Here is a 13,615-nt window from a genome sequence, read left to right as displayed (position 1 = left end):
CAGCGATCTGCGGGGGCCTTTGCATTGCGCCCGCATCAAGACCGCCCCCGTCCCGGCCCAAGAAAACATCCGGCAAGGCGTCTCGTTTTGATATGCTTCCGCGAGGGACATCAGGGAGGGCCATCGCCATGCAACGCCGTTACTTCATCCTCGCCGCCACCGCGCTCGCCGCCTGCGGCGCGAGCGGGCCGGTGACATTGCCGCCGGAGAGCACGCTGATCCTGACCCGGCATGGCGACCGCAGCGGCTCGGAGGATCTGCTCAACGACCGTGGCAGGCAGCGTGCGCGGGATCTGGTGACCGCGCTCGACGGCGTGGCGCTCGACGCGATCTACAGCCCCGGCATCCAGCGCAATCTCGACACCGCCGCCCCCATCTCCGAGGCCCGCGGCCTCGCCGTCAACCGCATCCCGCAGGAAGCCCCGACCGCGGCGCTTGCCGCCGCATCGGCCGAGCGCAGCGTGCTCTGGGTCGGCAACAAGGGCAACCTGACGACGATCTGGGAGACCCTCGGCCTGCCCGGAGGCCCTCCGCTGGAATATGGCGACCTGACATTCCTGCGCAGCGACGCCGACGGTCGGGTGAGCATCGAGCGGCAGCGCTACTGATCGCGCCGGACTGCCTGCGTTCTGTGCAGATACGCCCCCGCTCGGCCCCAAGCCGGCGGGCAGCCCCCCGCTGCGGCACAAAACCCTTGCGCGAATCCCGCCCCTGCCCTCTTAGCTGAGAACACGCGGCAATGGCGCCGCACCTGTCTCCCGAATGACCGGGATCGCTGAGCAAAGCTGCTCGATCCGTCGCTTCAGATGATGCGACGCGTCGGCGGCTTTTTTTGTTTCTGCACCCTGCGCATGGAGATCCTCCCGATGACGCATCCGAAGACCAAAGGCCACATCGCGCTCGTCGGCGCCGGACCCGGCGCCCGCGACCTGCTCACCCTGCGCGCGCTCGAGCGTATCCGTGCCGCCGACGTGCTGCTCTACGACCGGCTTGTCGATCCCGAGATCATGGAGCTCGCCCGCCCCGGGGCCGAGCGCATCTACGTCGGAAAGGACGTGGGCGCCTGCAAATGGCCGCAGGGCCGCATCGACCGGCTGATCGTCGCCAAGGCCAGGCTCGGGCTGCGGGTGGTGCGGCTGAAATCCGGCGACCCGTCGATCTTCGGGCGTGCCTGCGAGGAGATCGCCGCCGCCCGCGCCGCCGGCATCGAGGTCGAGATCGTGCCCGGCATCACCGCCGCGTCGGCCGCCGCCGCCAGCATCGGCCGCCCGCTGACCGAGCGCGGCGAGACCGACACCTTCGTGATCACCACCGGCACCTGCAAGCCCGGCGACGCCGCCCCCGACCGCGCCCGCCTCGCCCATCCCGGCACCTCTATGGCATTCTACATGGCGGTGGAGCGCGCCGCGCAAGTTCAGGCCGATCTGATGGGCGCCGGCGCCCCGGCCGCCTGCCCGGTCGAGATCGTGACCCGGGCCAGCACCCCAGAGGAGCGGCACGTCGCCACCACGCTGGGCGCGCTCTCAGAGACCATCGCGGCCGAGGGCATTGCCAACCCGGCGATCCTGTTCATCCGCTACCCGAAATCGCTGGCCCGCGCCCTTGCGGGCACGGGGGCCGTCATCGCCGCCTAGGCGCGGGCACGCTCAGAGCGCGCCCTTGGTCGAGGGAATGGCGTCGCCCTTGCGCGGATCGGGCTCGACCGCCTCGCGCAGCGCGCGGGCGACGGCCTTGAAGGCGGCCTCGGCGATGTGGTGCGAGTTGAACCCGTGCAGCTGGTCCACGTGCAGCGTGATGCCGCCATGGGTCGCCAGCGCCTGGAAGAACTCGCGCACGAGCTCGCAATCGAAGGTGCCGATCTTCTGGCTCGGGAAGTCGACGTTCCAGACCAGGAAGGGCCGCGCCGAGAGATCGAGCGCGGCGCGCACCTGCGCGTCATCCATCGGCAGGTGGCAGGAGCCGTAGCGGCGAATGCCGCGCTTGTCGCCCAGGGCCTCGACCAGCGCCTGCCCGATGGCGATGCCGGTGTCCTCGACGGTGTGGTGATCGTCGATGTGGTAATCGCCCTCGGCGCGGATCGTCATATCGATCAGCGAGTGCCGCGACAGCTGGTCCAGCATGTGATCGAAGAAGCCGACGCCGGTCTGGTTGTCATAGGTGCCGCTGCCGTCGAGATCGATGCTGACCTCGATCGCGGTTTCGGCGGTCTTGCGGCTGATGCTGGCCTTGCGCATGGGCATACTCCTCGGATGTCCGGGCGCTTATAGGCGCGCCGCGCGCGCAGGCCAAGCGGCGCGCTGGCGCATCTTGTGCCGGCGTGGCGTCTGTGCCAGCTTGCGCCCGAAGGAGACCGCCATGACCACCTGCGTTTTCGTCCAGATCCGCTGCACCCCCGGCACCACCTACAAGGTGGCGGAAGAAATCGCGCTGCGCGAAATCCACTCCGAGCTCTACTCGACCTCGGGCGAATGGGATCTGCTGGTCAAGCTCTACATCCCCGAGGGCTCGGATGTCGGCCACTACATCAACGAGCAGCTCGCGGATGTGCCGGGGATCGAGCGCACCCTCACCACGCTCACGTTCAAGGCGTTCTGAGCGCCCGCAGGCGCCCTCCGTTCCCCAGATTGCCGATGCATTGGGTCGCGGCGCGCAGGCGCGGTCGGCTCAGCCCGCCGCCACCTTCTCGCGCGTGTTGGCGAGCGATTTCACGCCCTGCGCCGCGGTGACCTCGAAGCTGTCGGCATACCGGTCGTGATATTTCTCGACCCGGTTCAGATCGTAGAGATAGTTCACCATCACCCCGCCCGACTGGCGCAGCCCGTTCTCGGAGACATCCGCCTCCGCGTGTACTGCCTGCACCATCGCGCCATTGCCCAAGTGAAAGCGCGCCACCGGATCGACCGGCTGGCCGTCCGGGCGCTTGGCATGCAGCAGGTAATGCGCTGCAAGCGCCGCCATCGCCTTGCCGTCCTGCGGATCGAAGCTCCGGCCCTCTGCCTTGAGCCAGCGCGTCAGCCCCGGGATCGGCGACAGTGTCACGAAGGTCTTGAGACCGGGCAGTTCGGCGGCAAGGTCCGAGACCACCTGCTTGATCAGCGAGTTGCCGAAGGAGATCCCCGCGAGCCCCGGCTGGCAGTTGGAGATCGAGTAGAACACCGCCGTGTCGGCCTCGCCGCTGCCGCCAGGCAAGCGATCCTCGGCCAGCAGTTTCTGGATCGAGCCGGGAATGCCCTTGGTCAGCGCCACCTCGACGAAGATCAGCGGCTCGTCGGGCATCGCCGGGTGGAAGAAGGCAAAGCAGCGCCGGTCGGCGGGCTTGAGACGGCGGCGCAGGTCGTCCCAGCTGTGGATCGCGTGCACCGCCTCGTATTCGATGATCTTCTCGAGGATATGCGCCGGACTCTCCCAGCTGATCGGGCGCAGCACGAGGAAGCCCCGGTTGAACCACGCCCGGAGCAGGTGCTTGGCATCGAGATCCAGCGCCTGCAGCGCCGCCTCGTCGCCGCCCAGCCGGCGCAGGTCGGCGCGCATCTGCACCAGTCTCTCGGTGCCGCCGGGCACCGCGTTGAGACGCCGCATCAGCTCCTGCCTCGGGGCCTCGCAGGCGTGGGTGAAGGCGCGGTAGGTGGTGCCGGAGGGCGCGGCCTCAAAGGCGTCGAGCGCGCTGCGCAGCGCCTCGGCATCAAGCCCGTAGGTCTCGGCCACGTGGCGGAAGATGGCCAGCTTCCCGGCATCGTCCAGTTCGACGTAGCGCTGCAGCACCCGCCGCGCCAGTGACAGCGCCGCGGTTTCCGATCTCGCGCCCATCAGGTCGGAGATCAGCGCCTCGGTGCTGCGCGGATCGCGGCGCAGGATCGGCCCGATGCGGGCACGGCGCTCGAATACGGTGGTCAGCAGGTCGGCAAGCAGGGACATGGTCTGGGCCTCCCGGGCGGGCGTGGCAAAGCAGGACAGAGTCGGGTCGCCCCAAGCGTCGGACGGACGGTCCGTGAAATCAAGCCGCAGAGCGTCGCAGCACGCTGCCCCGCGCGGATTTCGGCGCGCCGCAGGGCGACACCCGCGGCAGGCAGCGGTAACACCGCCGCATGTCGCACCCTAGCCCATCGATCCGGTCTCGACGAAGCGCTGGTGCCACGACAGCGCCTCGCCCAGAAGATGCGGGGCATGACCTCCGAAAGAGCCCGCCTTCGCCCGCGTCGCATAATCGCGCAACGCCTCACGATAGTCGGGATGGGCGCAGCGCTCGATGATCAGCTCGGCGCGTTGCTTCGGCGCCAGCCCGCGCAGATCCGCCAGACCCTGCTCGGTCACCAGCACGTGCACATCCTGCGCGATGTGATCGACATGCGAGGCCATCGGCACGATGGCCGAAATCTTGCCGTCCTTGGCGGTCGAGGGCGTCATGAAGATCGAGACATAGGCGTTGCGGGCGAAATCCCCCGAGCCGCCAATGCCGTTCTGGATCCGAGAGCCCATCACGTGGGTCGAGTTGACGTTGCCGTAGAGATCCGCCTCGATCAGCCCGTTCATCGCGATGCAGCCCAGCCGCCGCACCAGCTCGGGATGGTTCGAGATCTCCTGCGGGCGCAGGATCAGCTTGTCGCGGAACCGCGCCGCCTCGTTGTTGAAGCGCTCCGCCGCCTCGGGCGAGAGCGAAAAGGCCGTGGCCGACGCCAGGCGCAGCTTGCCCGCATCAAGCAGGTCGAGCATGCCGTCCTGAATGACCTCGGTGTAGGCGGTCATGCCGTGATAGGGCGCCTCCATCAGCCCCGAGAGCACCGCGTTGGTGACGTTGCCCACGCCGGATTGCAGCGGCAGCAGATGCTCGGGCAACCGGCCCCGCGCCACCTCGTGGGCGAAGAACTCCAGCAGGTGCCCGGCGATGGCCTCGGCCACCGCGTCGGGCTTGGCGAAGGGCAGGTTGCGGTCGGGCGCATCGGTCTCGACGATGGCGACCACCTTCTCGGGATCGACCATGAAATGCGGCTGGCCGATGCGGTCGTCGGGCGCCACCAGCGGGATCGGTCGCCGGTTCGGCGGCAAGGCGGTGCCGTAGTAGATATCATGCATCCCGTTTAGCGCGTCGCTCTGCCAGCGGTTCAGCTCGAGGATCACCTTGTCGGCGCAATCGAGCCAGGTCTTGTTGTTGCCGATCGACGAGGACGGGATCAGCGCGCCCTCGGCGGTGATGCCGGAAATCTCGACCACCGCCACGTCGAGCCGGCCCAGAAAGCCCTGCCACGCCATCGGCGCGACCTGGCTCAGGTGCATGTCGAAATAGTTCATCTCGCCCGCGTTGATCTTTTCGCGCGCGATGGGATCGGAATTGTAGGGCAGCCGGAACTCGATGCCGTCGGCCTTGGCCAGCGCCCCGTCGAGCTCGGGCCCGGTCGAGGCGCCGGTCCAGACCTTGACGCGGAACGGATCGCCCGCGTCATGCGCGGCCTCGATCCGGGCCGCCAGAGCCGTGGGCACGGACTTGGGATAGCCCGAGCCGGTGAAGCCGCTCATGCCGACGGTCATGCCGTCATGGATCAGTGCGGCGGCGTCCTCGGCGCTCATCAGGCGGCTCTGGAAATCGGGATGGGCGATGCGGGATTGTCGCGTCATGGGGGCTCCTCCACTGCGGGTGGCACGGCCCGGCCGCGCCCCGCTCAGACCGGGAAAACTTCTGCACACCACTGTATGCAGCCCTCGCTCCTGCCGAGAAGACAGAGAATGCGCCCGCAGAACGGGCATTCCTAAAACGCATGGCTTACGGAAAAAGATACGCGCTCAGCGCATGGCTTGGCAATCAGCGGTCGCCCCGTGTGACGTCACGTCGCGAGGCCTCGAGCCCGTCCTGGTAGCCCTCCGCATCGCCGTAATCGGTGAATTGCGGATAGCGGCGATGCGGCTGCGCGATCCGGGCGGCGTGCTTGATCGGGCACCAGAAGGCCTCGGTGCGCGAGGCAATCTCGGTCACATAGGAGAGCAAGCCGTTGCAATAGCCGCAATAAACGCAGTTCGCCTTCTGGATCACGTTGAGATAGGCGAGGTGATGGCGATCGATGCGGATGTGATCGCGGCGCTTCACCCGCGGGATGCCGTAGGCGCGGAAGCAGATCGCCTGATAGAGCGAGACGCAGAGATCGAGCAGCGCGAAGGGCACGATCAGGCCGTAGATCAGCGGCGCGGTGAGGATGTGCCACGGGTTCGCCCGTGCGAGGAAGGTCCGCCAGCGCATCCGCAGGGCGCGCTGCTGACGCAGCCTCTCGGACTCGAAGCGCACGCGGTTCTTCTCGAGCCGGTAGTGAAACGCGTCACGGCGGCGTCCGATCTCTTCTTCGAGCTCGTCATGCAGCGCGTCGATGCGCGCGAGGATCTGGTCGATGCGGCTGGTCATGCTGGCCTCCCCTGCCCCCGGCGCAGACATGCTAGGGCGCACGACCGCCGCGCTCCTTGCGCTCGATCAACGCCACGTCTTGTCGGGACGCGGCGCATTGGCGGGGACCGTGCCAGCCTCTAGGCTCATCACCACGATTCCCCTTTTCAGATGAGCCTGCCATGACCGCTTCGCCCTGCCCGCCCATCCCCGATGCCGACTGGCCCGAGGAGATTGCCGACCTGCGCGACGGATTCGCGGGGGCGCTCAACGTCTACCGCACCATGGCGCATCACCCGGACCTGCTGCGCGCCTGGGCACCGCTGCGCCAGCACATCGTGCGCGACACGGCGCTGGGGCTCGAGCGCTCGGAGGTGGTGATCCTGCGCGCGGGCTACCGGCTGGGCTCGCCCTATGAATGGGCGCACCACGTCTCAAGAGCGCGCCAGCTCGGCTTCAGCGATGCCCGCATCGAAGCCATCGGCGGCACGCCCGAGGGCGAGGACGGGCTCATCACCCGCGCCGTCGACGCGCTGGTCGACGACAAGAAGCTCGCCCCCGACCAGGAGCGCGAACTGGCCGAGGCGATCGGGCGCCACGCGGTGATCGACCTGATCGCGACGGTCGGTTTCTATTCCGTTCTGGGCTACCTGCTGATGACCTACGACACGCCGATTGATGATCGGGTAGCGGCCGAAATGGCCGAGGCGCCGCTCGACCTGCCGCCGCGCTGAGGCCGGCCGCCCTCTCCAATCGCGAAACCCGAGACCCGGCCGGGGCCGCGAGCGCAAACACGCTCCGGCCCGCGACTTTTTTTGCGGCCTGAAGATTCGATCCAAACATTGTTAACGTCCTGATAAATCTTAACAACATTCAAACTATGTTTCAGATGCATGTTAAAACGCGTAAAATTCAACAAAAACTGATACTTATCGAAATATCATGGCATTGAAATACGACCCTGCATTCCTATATCTTGGAATGACGGCAAGACCATCAGGAGACGCCAAGCCCGAAGCGCCTCAGGACCCGAAACCCGGACCTCTCCCTCGCGAAGAGACACGGGCCAAGGGTCCACCGCCGCTCGCCGGGCATCTTTCTCACGACGGAAAGGACCGCCGATGCTCAACGTCTTCCAACATCTCCGTGCTCAGCTCATGGTGGAACACAAGATCAACCCCGCTGCTCTTCAGGACAAAGGGGTCTCGGATCTCGAAAAGCTGCAACAGAAGCTCGACGCGAAGAAGCTTGCCTCGGTAGAAGAGCCTGAGGTCGCCTGACTGTCAGGCGCCCAGTGGATCCGCCGTACCGGCCAAACGACCACCACTCACGGACCATTGCCGGATGCGGCGTGGTACGCCCGAGACGACTAAGCTCAAACTCACTTTTTGACGAGCTGCAGCGCTGGCAGAGCAACCTCTTGGGCCTCCACATGGAGTAAGTACGCCCTCTTACACAGCGCCCCCTAAGCCACCGGCGGCCAAAGCGTTGCCCGGTGGCAACTGAACTGATGCGGTGGATGCCCCCACCAACGGCATCTCATATGCCATGATGGTTCCATTGGAACCGAACGGAGGGCACATCGATGACGACGAATATCAGCATGCTGGCGATCGACCTTGCGAAGGGTAGCTTCCAGGTCTGCGCCGTCGGGCCGGAGGGGACGTGTGTGGATGCCCCCTGTTTGGCAAGCATGATCTTCGATTTGTCGGCGGGGTCTTCGATCGGACGTGTGTCAGGCCTCTGAGCGTGGCCTTCCATGACGCCACGGGCCGGTATGCTGTTCGGAAGGCTGGGTTCACATCGGTTCAGAGAGCTGCAAGCGCTCGAGCCCCGGGACTGAATCTCCCGCCTTGAACTTCGAAGTCCGTGTCGCCTACTCCTCGTCGATCGCTCACCCCGGCCCTGCGGCCATGCCGTGTTCAGGCCCTGCTCGGGCCCAGATCACGGCATTCGATAATCCTCTTTCTTCGTTGTCATGGCCCAGATTATGCGAGCCATCTTATTCGCCAACGCGACGGCCGCGACCATCCTGGGCTTGCGCGCCACCAGCGCAGCCAGCCAGCGGTTCGCACTGCCGCCCTTGCGAACCACCCAACGGATCACGCTCATGGCGCCGACAATCAGAAGGCGCTGATGTCAGTTTGGCCCATCTTGCTGACCGAGCGAGCTCGTCTTGCCGCCGGTGGACCTCTGCCGGGGTACCAGGCCGAGCCACGCTGCGAAGTTTCGTCCGCTGTCAAATGTATCGAGGTCCGGTGCAAATGCCGAGACCGCGCCAGCGGTGACCGGGCCGATCCCGGGGATGGTACACAATCGTCGCAGCTGTGCATCTGCCTTCGATGCCGCCTGGAGTTCGTCCGCCAGCTGTTCGATCACCGCAGTGAGGCGCGCGATTTGGTCGAGGTAAATCGCGCCCATCTCACGAACCGGGCTTGGCAGGTCCGTGGCCTCGTCGTCCAGCGCGTTCAGGCTCGCCGGGCCCTTCGGCGCCACGAGTCCGAACTCGGCCAGATGTCCTCGTAGCCCGTTGATAAGCTGCGTGCGTTGCCGGACCAGGCATTGGTGTGTCCGGAATGCGACCGCGCGCGCCTGGGTCTCGGCGCTCTTGACCGCCACGAAGCGCATAGTCGGGCGCAAGGCCGCCTCCGCGATGGCTTCCGCGTCCGCGCGATCATTCTTCTGGCGCTTTACGAACGGCTTCACGTAGGCCGCCGGAACAAGCCGAGCCTCGTGGCCGTGCAGTTGCGCCACCCGGCCCCAATGGTGCGACGTGGCGCAGGCCTCCATCGCCACGATGCAAGCTGGCTGCTCGGCAAGAAGGGACGCAAGCCGCGTCCGCGACATACTTCGGTTGTATAGAACCGCCCCCTCCGGCCCGATGGCGCAGACCTGGAAGCTACCCTTCGCAAGGTCGATCGCCAGCATGCCGATATTCGTCGTCATCGATGTGCCCTCCGTTCGGTTCCAATGGAACCATCATGGCATATGAGATGCCGTTGGTGGGGGCATCCACCTTATCAACTCACACTACATTGCTCCGGGAAAACCGATGCAGAACGGCTTCGTCGAGAGCTTCAATGGACGGCTGCGCCCCTCTTGATGGTGTGGACGCCCCCTCACGGCATCGCTGTGCCAAGGTAGCGGTGTCGAAATTCGCTACGAGGAGGAAGCGTCCATGGAGAAGGTTAGCATTGTAGGGCTGGATATTGCCAAGAGTTCGTTTCACGCGCATGGCGCGGCGGCAAATGGATCTAAGGTCTTTAGCAAGGCGTTGCCGCGAGGGCGGGTGCTAGAGTTTTTCGGTCAGATTGAGCCTTGCACCATCGCTTTGGAGGCTTGCGCGGGTGCGCATCACTGGAGCCGGGAGCTTTCCAGACTTGGCCACGATGTCAGGCTCATCGCCCCGCAATACGTCAAACCCTATGTGAAGCGGCAAAAGAACGATGCGAATGATGCCGAAGCCATCGCTGAAGCAGCGTCCCGACCGACCATGCGCTTTGTGACGACCAAGACAACCGAGCAACAAGGTCAGTCGATGGTACTCAAGACCCGCGATCTTTTGACAGGGCAACGTACCCAGGCGATCAACGCATTGCGAGGGCATCTGGCTGAACATGGGATTGTCGCGCCGAAAGGCCCTCAGCATCTGCCTCGGTTGGAAAAGGCTGTGGCTGAGAATGGAGAACGATTGCCGCCCGAAGTCACCGGCCTTTGCCAAATATTCTTCGATCTCATCGCCGGGCTAAGCGCGCGCATTGACGCGCTGACCCGGCAACTTCGACAGATTGCCCGACAGGACGATGTGGCGCGCAGGTTGATGACCATGCCGGGGATCGGGCCCGGTGACGGCGGTATCGATTGCCGTGCTGGCGGCACCGCCAGAGATGTTCAGCAAGGGGCGCGACTTCGCAGCCTGGATCGGGCTGGCACCACGCCAGCATTCTACGGGCGGTAAAACAAGGCTGGGCAAGATATCAAAAATGGGTCAGCGCGACCTGCGGCGTTTGCTGATCATCGGTGCAATGTCCGCGATCCAAGCCGCGCAAAAACGCGGCGGCGCGCCAGATGGGTCGTGGCTGGCCCGTATGTTGGCTCGCAAACCTAAAATGCTGGTTGCAGTTGCGCTGGCAAACAAGATGGCGCGGATGGCCTGGGCGATCATGGCTCATGGCGGCGTCTACGAGACCCCTGCCAACGCCTGAGCGCGAAGGCAGGCTGGGGTGCGGTGGTTCTGAATGGAGGTCATGGCAAAGCGTCGACGAGATCAGGAATGGGAAAACCAGTAATGTCCCGAGTAGCTTGTACTACGGCCTCTCGTTTTGGACCTGTTCCTCGAACTCACCATGAGGGCCCGCGGCATTGAAGGTCGCAACCAGAGGCCGGATACACGAAGGAACTCGACCGCAATGCTGTTGCCAAAGTCAAAAAATCGCTTGCAGCCCCGGGGGCGTCCATACACGGGACATTGCTGCACAATGCCCTGCCGGGCAGTGGACGAATGTCTAAACGCGCACTGGTTCATGAACCTTGCAGATGCGCGGGAAAAGCTGGAGGATTGGCGTAGACACTACAATCCTGCTTCATTGCGCCCATCTCTCTATGCCTCTGAAGTAAATAGGTTTTGCTGATCGGGGTGCGATCCGGTGGGGTATTTGGGGTTCTGCCGGGCGCGCTGGGTGAGTTGCTGGGCTGGCGGTTTGCCGAGTTCCGCGCGGGCGAAGATCCACGGACCGTCCGGTAACGGATGAACGCCCTCGATGCTGCCGGCTTCGGCGGCCAGTCTTAGTGTCTTGGTCGTGACGCCGAGCAGGCGCGCAGCGTTGGTCAGGTTGAGCCAGGGTTCGGTGCCGTCGGGAGCCGGGCGGAATACCGGGATCTTGTGATGCGACCTGAGTGCGGTGACGCGCTCCCGGGTCCATCGGTTGCCATGACCGGTCAGCAGACCGTTTCGATTTAGGATGCCGGCGATCAGATCGTCGGTGGCCAGGAGAACGAGCTGACGTACCGCCGCGATGATCTCTGGTGCTGTACTGTTGCGCTGGCCTCGACGCCGCTTCGGCAGGCGCAGTTCGGTATGCATGCCGCCGATCCAGTGGATCAGAAGGACGATCTCGGAGGCGTCGTCGTCGATGTCGGCGACCACCTCGAGGATGACGGTGCGCACGATGCGCTTCTTGAGCCGGGCATCGGTCGTTGGCGCCTCCCAGACAGTGCGAAGGTCCGTGCCGAGCGCGGCGGCATCCAGCGCCGCCAAGGAGGAAGGCCTGGAGGTTGCAGAATCATGCGCGGCGATCTTGGCCTCAATCTCGGCGGCGCGTGCGAGGGCGCGGTTCCACCGCGCTTCGAGTTCTGCCGCCACAAGTCGGTTCTCGGGATCGGCTGCATCATACTGGCGGAAGGCGCGGTCGGCACCGTAGCGGGCAGCTTCGAGGTCTCGCGCCAACGCGTCGCGAACCTGATCGCGGCGACTGGCGACCTGCGCCTCGGCCTCGGCGGCCGCAGTGATGGCGCCCGGCTCGACCACCCGCAGCAGCGCATCCTTGATGGCATCGTCGACCCGCAGGCCACCGAAGGCGATGCAGCGCGGCTCGCCGTTGTCGAGCAGACCGCGCCAGCAGGAATAGCGCGGGATGTCGTGCTTGGCCCCAGTGTAGCGGACCGTCAGCTTGCGGCCACAGCGCCGACAGCGCAAGAGACCGGCGAGCAGGGCATCGCCGTGCTTGGGCGCCCCATGGTGCCGGCTCGTGGGGGTATTGTCGCTGACCATCGCGCGGATCGCCTCTGCCCGTTCCCAACTGATATAACCTTCGTGTGCGCCGGGCTTCAGCGCCAGCCATTCAGCGCGCGGTTTGCGGCGGCTGCCGGTTCGCGGAACGGCCGCGCCGTGTCTCGGCACAACTCGGGTCTTACCATAGGCGTAGGCGCCGCCGTAGACCGGGTTCTCGATCATGCGGTGGATGGTGGCATAGGTTGGCCTGCGCCAGATCACGTCGCCATTGGCGTGTCTTGCGGGCAGGTCCAGCCCGTGCTCCAGGAACCAGAGCAGGGCCTGCCGGGCGCTGCCGAGCTCGGTCACCTTGTCGAAGACAAGGGTGATGGCCTCCTGGACGCGGCGGTCGGGGTCCTTCTCGAGCCTGTCGCCGGCCTTCACGAAGCCGACGGGAGCCGCGACGATCAACTCGCCGCGCCGGGCCTTCTCGTAACGGGCGGACAGCGACCGTTGCCGCAGCAGATCGAGCTCGTACTCGTTGAGACTTCCTTTCAAACCGAGAAGTAGACGGTCGTTGCCTTGGCGTGGCGCATATACCGCCTCTTGGTCGACCAGGACGGTGTCGACGACCCGGCACATCTCGATCAGCTGCTGCCAGTCGCGGCTGTTGCGCGCAAAGCGCGACACTTCCCGCGCCGCGACCGCACCGACCTTGCCCAGGCAGACCTCGGCGACCATCCGGTCGAAGCCCGCCCGCGCAACGCCGCCCGCCGCGGACCGGCCAAGGTCGTCGTCGATCGTCTCGATGCAGGACCAGCCGAGCGTCGCCAGCCGGTCGCGCATCGCATATTGCAGAGCGCCGCTCTCGCGGTTGTGCAGCACCTGGTGGGCGGAGGACTGTCGCACGTAGAGGATCGCCTTGCGCTCCAGGTGGTGCGAACTGATCTTCTCATGCTTCATGTCGTGCCTCCGTCCGGCGAGGCGCCTGAGCGCCGGCGGCGTGGTCGAGGATCAGGCGGGTCATCAGTTCGGTCAGCGTTACCCGCGCCTCCTCCGGCAACGTCTGCCAGTGCGGCGCCGGAACCTGGTCGACGTCGCTGGGGTGAGTGAACAACTCGAGCTGTTGTGGTGCTGGTCGGCGTGGCATCGGCATCTCCCGGAATCGCCTGCTGGGAGCTCGATGTTGCGCTCGAATCTGGCATTTGCGATGCGCCATCACGAACGCCGGCCGCATCGTGCAGCAATGCCGCCAGAGCTCGCAAAGCCGCCACTGAGGCAACCGGCGTTACCGCGACTTGCCAGCACTGGCAGGCCGCCCGATCGAACATCCAGACGGGAACCTCCAGCCGTCGGTCCGACGAGATACCGCTCAGGCTACAGCGAAACGCAGCCCAGCCCGCCTTCGCGATCACCTCGTGTACGTGAACAACTCGCCCCGTCCAGGGCTGCCAAGGGTAGAGCACCTCGCGCTCCTCGGTCCCGTGGGTGTTCTGTGATTGAGTTGTACAACCACCGCCGCCCCCACACGAACCTCGACG

11 protein-coding genes and 4 pseudogenes are annotated in these 13,615 nt (G+C 65.6%); 8 read left to right on the top strand and 7 right to left on the bottom strand.

Annotation, left to right across the window (positions count from 1 at the left end):
* Nucleotides 1-128 precede the first annotated feature (128 nt).
* Nucleotides 129-608: a histidine phosphatase family protein gene (locus R2601_RS11200; protein ID WP_007798108.1), complete on the top strand. Its 480-nt coding sequence runs from the start codon at nucleotides 129-131 to the stop codon at nucleotides 606-608.
* 258 nt (nucleotides 609-866) lie between these two features.
* Nucleotides 867-1,634 carry a uroporphyrinogen-III C-methyltransferase gene (gene cobA / locus R2601_RS11195; protein WP_040545318.1) on the top strand — a complete coding sequence of 256 codons (768 nt, stop codon included), beginning with the start codon at nucleotides 867-869 and terminating at the stop codon, nucleotides 1,632-1,634.
* Between the two features lie 12 nt (nucleotides 1,635-1,646).
* Here the strand turns inward: cobA and hisB are convergent, their stop codons facing one another.
* The gene (gene hisB, locus R2601_RS11190; RefSeq protein ID WP_007798102.1) at nucleotides 1,647-2,234 is read right to left on the bottom strand and encodes an imidazoleglycerol-phosphate dehydratase HisB; all 588 of its coding nucleotides are present in this window, start codon (nucleotides 2,232-2,234) and stop codon (nucleotides 1,647-1,649) included.
* A 121-nt stretch (nucleotides 2,235-2,355) separates the two neighbouring features.
* Between hisB and R2601_RS11185 the strand changes: the two genes are divergently transcribed.
* Nucleotides 2,356-2,595: an Lrp/AsnC family transcriptional regulator gene (locus R2601_RS11185; protein ID WP_007798099.1), complete on the top strand. Its 240-nt coding sequence runs from the start codon at nucleotides 2,356-2,358 to the stop codon at nucleotides 2,593-2,595.
* Nucleotides 2,596-2,664: 69 nt separating this feature from the next.
* Here the strand turns inward: R2601_RS11185 and R2601_RS11180 are convergent, their stop codons facing one another.
* From R2601_RS11180 to R2601_RS11170, 3 genes are all read right to left on the bottom strand, one after another.
* Nucleotides 2,665-3,915 carry a malonyl-CoA decarboxylase gene (locus R2601_RS11180; RefSeq protein WP_007798096.1) on the bottom strand — a complete coding sequence of 417 codons (1,251 nt, stop codon included), beginning with the start codon at nucleotides 3,913-3,915 and terminating at the stop codon, nucleotides 2,665-2,667.
* 180 nt (nucleotides 3,916-4,095) lie between these two features.
* The gene (scpC, locus tag R2601_RS11175; protein WP_007798093.1) at nucleotides 4,096-5,610 is read right to left on the bottom strand and encodes a succinyl-CoA:acetate CoA-transferase ScpC; all 1,515 of its coding nucleotides are present in this window, start codon (nucleotides 5,608-5,610) and stop codon (nucleotides 4,096-4,098) included.
* A gap of 184 nt (nucleotides 5,611-5,794) precedes the next feature.
* Complete coding sequence (locus R2601_RS11170) at nucleotides 5,795-6,385, bottom strand: hypothetical protein (RefSeq protein ID WP_007798090.1); 591 nt, start codon at nucleotides 6,383-6,385, stop codon at nucleotides 5,795-5,797.
* Between the two features lie 161 nt (nucleotides 6,386-6,546).
* On the opposite strand from R2601_RS11170, the gene R2601_RS11165 reads away from it, so the two are divergent.
* Both R2601_RS11165 and R2601_RS26790 read left to right on the top strand, forming a co-directional pair.
* A complete protein-coding gene (locus tag R2601_RS11165) occupies nucleotides 6,547-7,098 on the top strand; it encodes a carboxymuconolactone decarboxylase family protein (protein WP_007798085.1) in 552 nt (183 codons plus the stop codon).
* 387 nt (nucleotides 7,099-7,485) lie between these two features.
* A complete protein-coding gene (locus R2601_RS26790; RefSeq protein ID WP_007798082.1) occupies nucleotides 7,486-7,644 on the top strand; it encodes a hypothetical protein in 159 nt (52 codons plus the stop codon).
* 664 nt (nucleotides 7,645-8,308) lie between these two features.
* On the opposite strand, the pseudogene R2601_RS11160 reads toward R2601_RS26790, so the two are convergent.
* Nucleotides 8,309-9,310: pseudogene (locus R2601_RS11160) on the bottom strand (IS110 family RNA-guided transposase).
* Between the two features lie 73 nt (nucleotides 9,311-9,383).
* Here R2601_RS11160 and R2601_RS26480 point away from each other — a divergent pair.
* The 3 pseudogenes from R2601_RS26480 to R2601_RS27705 form a co-directional block, all read left to right on the top strand.
* Nucleotides 9,384-9,458: pseudogene (locus R2601_RS26480) on the top strand (integrase core domain-containing protein); the annotation flags it as partial.
* Between the two features lie 84 nt (nucleotides 9,459-9,542).
* Nucleotides 9,543-10,569 (top strand): annotated as a pseudogene (locus tag R2601_RS11155) (IS110 family RNA-guided transposase).
* A gap of 294 nt (nucleotides 10,570-10,863) precedes the next feature.
* Nucleotides 10,864-10,941: pseudogene (locus R2601_RS27705) on the top strand (integrase core domain-containing protein); the annotation flags it as partial.
* Between the two features lie 23 nt (nucleotides 10,942-10,964).
* Here the strand turns inward: R2601_RS27705 and R2601_RS11150 are convergent.
* Nucleotides 10,965-13,037: a recombinase family protein gene (locus tag R2601_RS11150; RefSeq protein ID WP_007796339.1), complete on the bottom strand. Its 2,073-nt coding sequence runs from the start codon at nucleotides 13,035-13,037 to the stop codon at nucleotides 10,965-10,967.
* Nucleotides 13,027-13,224 (bottom strand): hypothetical protein, encoded by a 198-nt coding sequence (locus tag R2601_RS25870; RefSeq protein ID WP_254656043.1) that lies wholly within the window; start codon nucleotides 13,222-13,224, stop codon nucleotides 13,027-13,029. Before R2601_RS25870 ends, R2601_RS11150 begins: the two co-directional genes overlap by 11 nt.
* Nucleotides 13,225-13,615 lie beyond the last annotated feature (391 nt).

Origin of the sequence: Salipiger bermudensis HTCC2601, assembly GCF_000153725.1 — a bacterium.
In the GTDB taxonomy this organism is placed as follows: domain Bacteria; phylum Pseudomonadota; class Alphaproteobacteria; order Rhodobacterales; family Rhodobacteraceae; genus Salipiger; species Salipiger bermudensis.
Note: the sequence above shows the minus strand (reverse complement) of the source record. Positions and strands in the feature narration are given on the sequence as shown.

Coding starts and splice junctions, on each gene's coding strand:
- R2601_RS11180 (WP_007798096.1), bottom strand. CDS start 3,915: ATGTCCCTGCTTGCCGACCTGCTGACCACCGTATTCGAGCGCCGTGCC.
- R2601_RS26790 (WP_007798082.1), top strand. CDS start 7,486: ATGCTCAACGTCTTCCAACATCTCCGTGCTCAGCTCATGGTGGAACAC.
- R2601_RS11170 (WP_007798090.1), bottom strand. CDS start 6,385: ATGACCAGCCGCATCGACCAGATCCTCGCGCGCATCGACGCGCTGCAT.
- R2601_RS11200 (WP_007798108.1), top strand. CDS start 129: ATGCAACGCCGTTACTTCATCCTCGCCGCCACCGCGCTCGCCGCCTGC.
- R2601_RS11165 (WP_007798085.1), top strand. CDS start 6,547: ATGACCGCTTCGCCCTGCCCGCCCATCCCCGATGCCGACTGGCCCGAG.
- R2601_RS11185 (WP_007798099.1), top strand. CDS start 2,356: ATGACCACCTGCGTTTTCGTCCAGATCCGCTGCACCCCCGGCACCACC.
- R2601_RS25870 (WP_254656043.1), bottom strand. CDS start 13,224: ATGCCACGCCGACCAGCACCACAACAGCTCGAGTTGTTCACTCACCCC.
- R2601_RS11150 (WP_007796339.1), bottom strand. CDS start 13,037: ATGAAGCATGAGAAGATCAGTTCGCACCACCTGGAGCGCAAGGCGATC.
- hisB (WP_007798102.1), bottom strand. CDS start 2,234: ATGCGCAAGGCCAGCATCAGCCGCAAGACCGCCGAAACCGCGATCGAG.
- cobA (WP_040545318.1), top strand. CDS start 867: ATGACGCATCCGAAGACCAAAGGCCACATCGCGCTCGTCGGCGCCGGA.
- scpC (WP_007798093.1), bottom strand. CDS start 5,610: ATGACGCGACAATCCCGCATCGCCCATCCCGATTTCCAGAGCCGCCTG.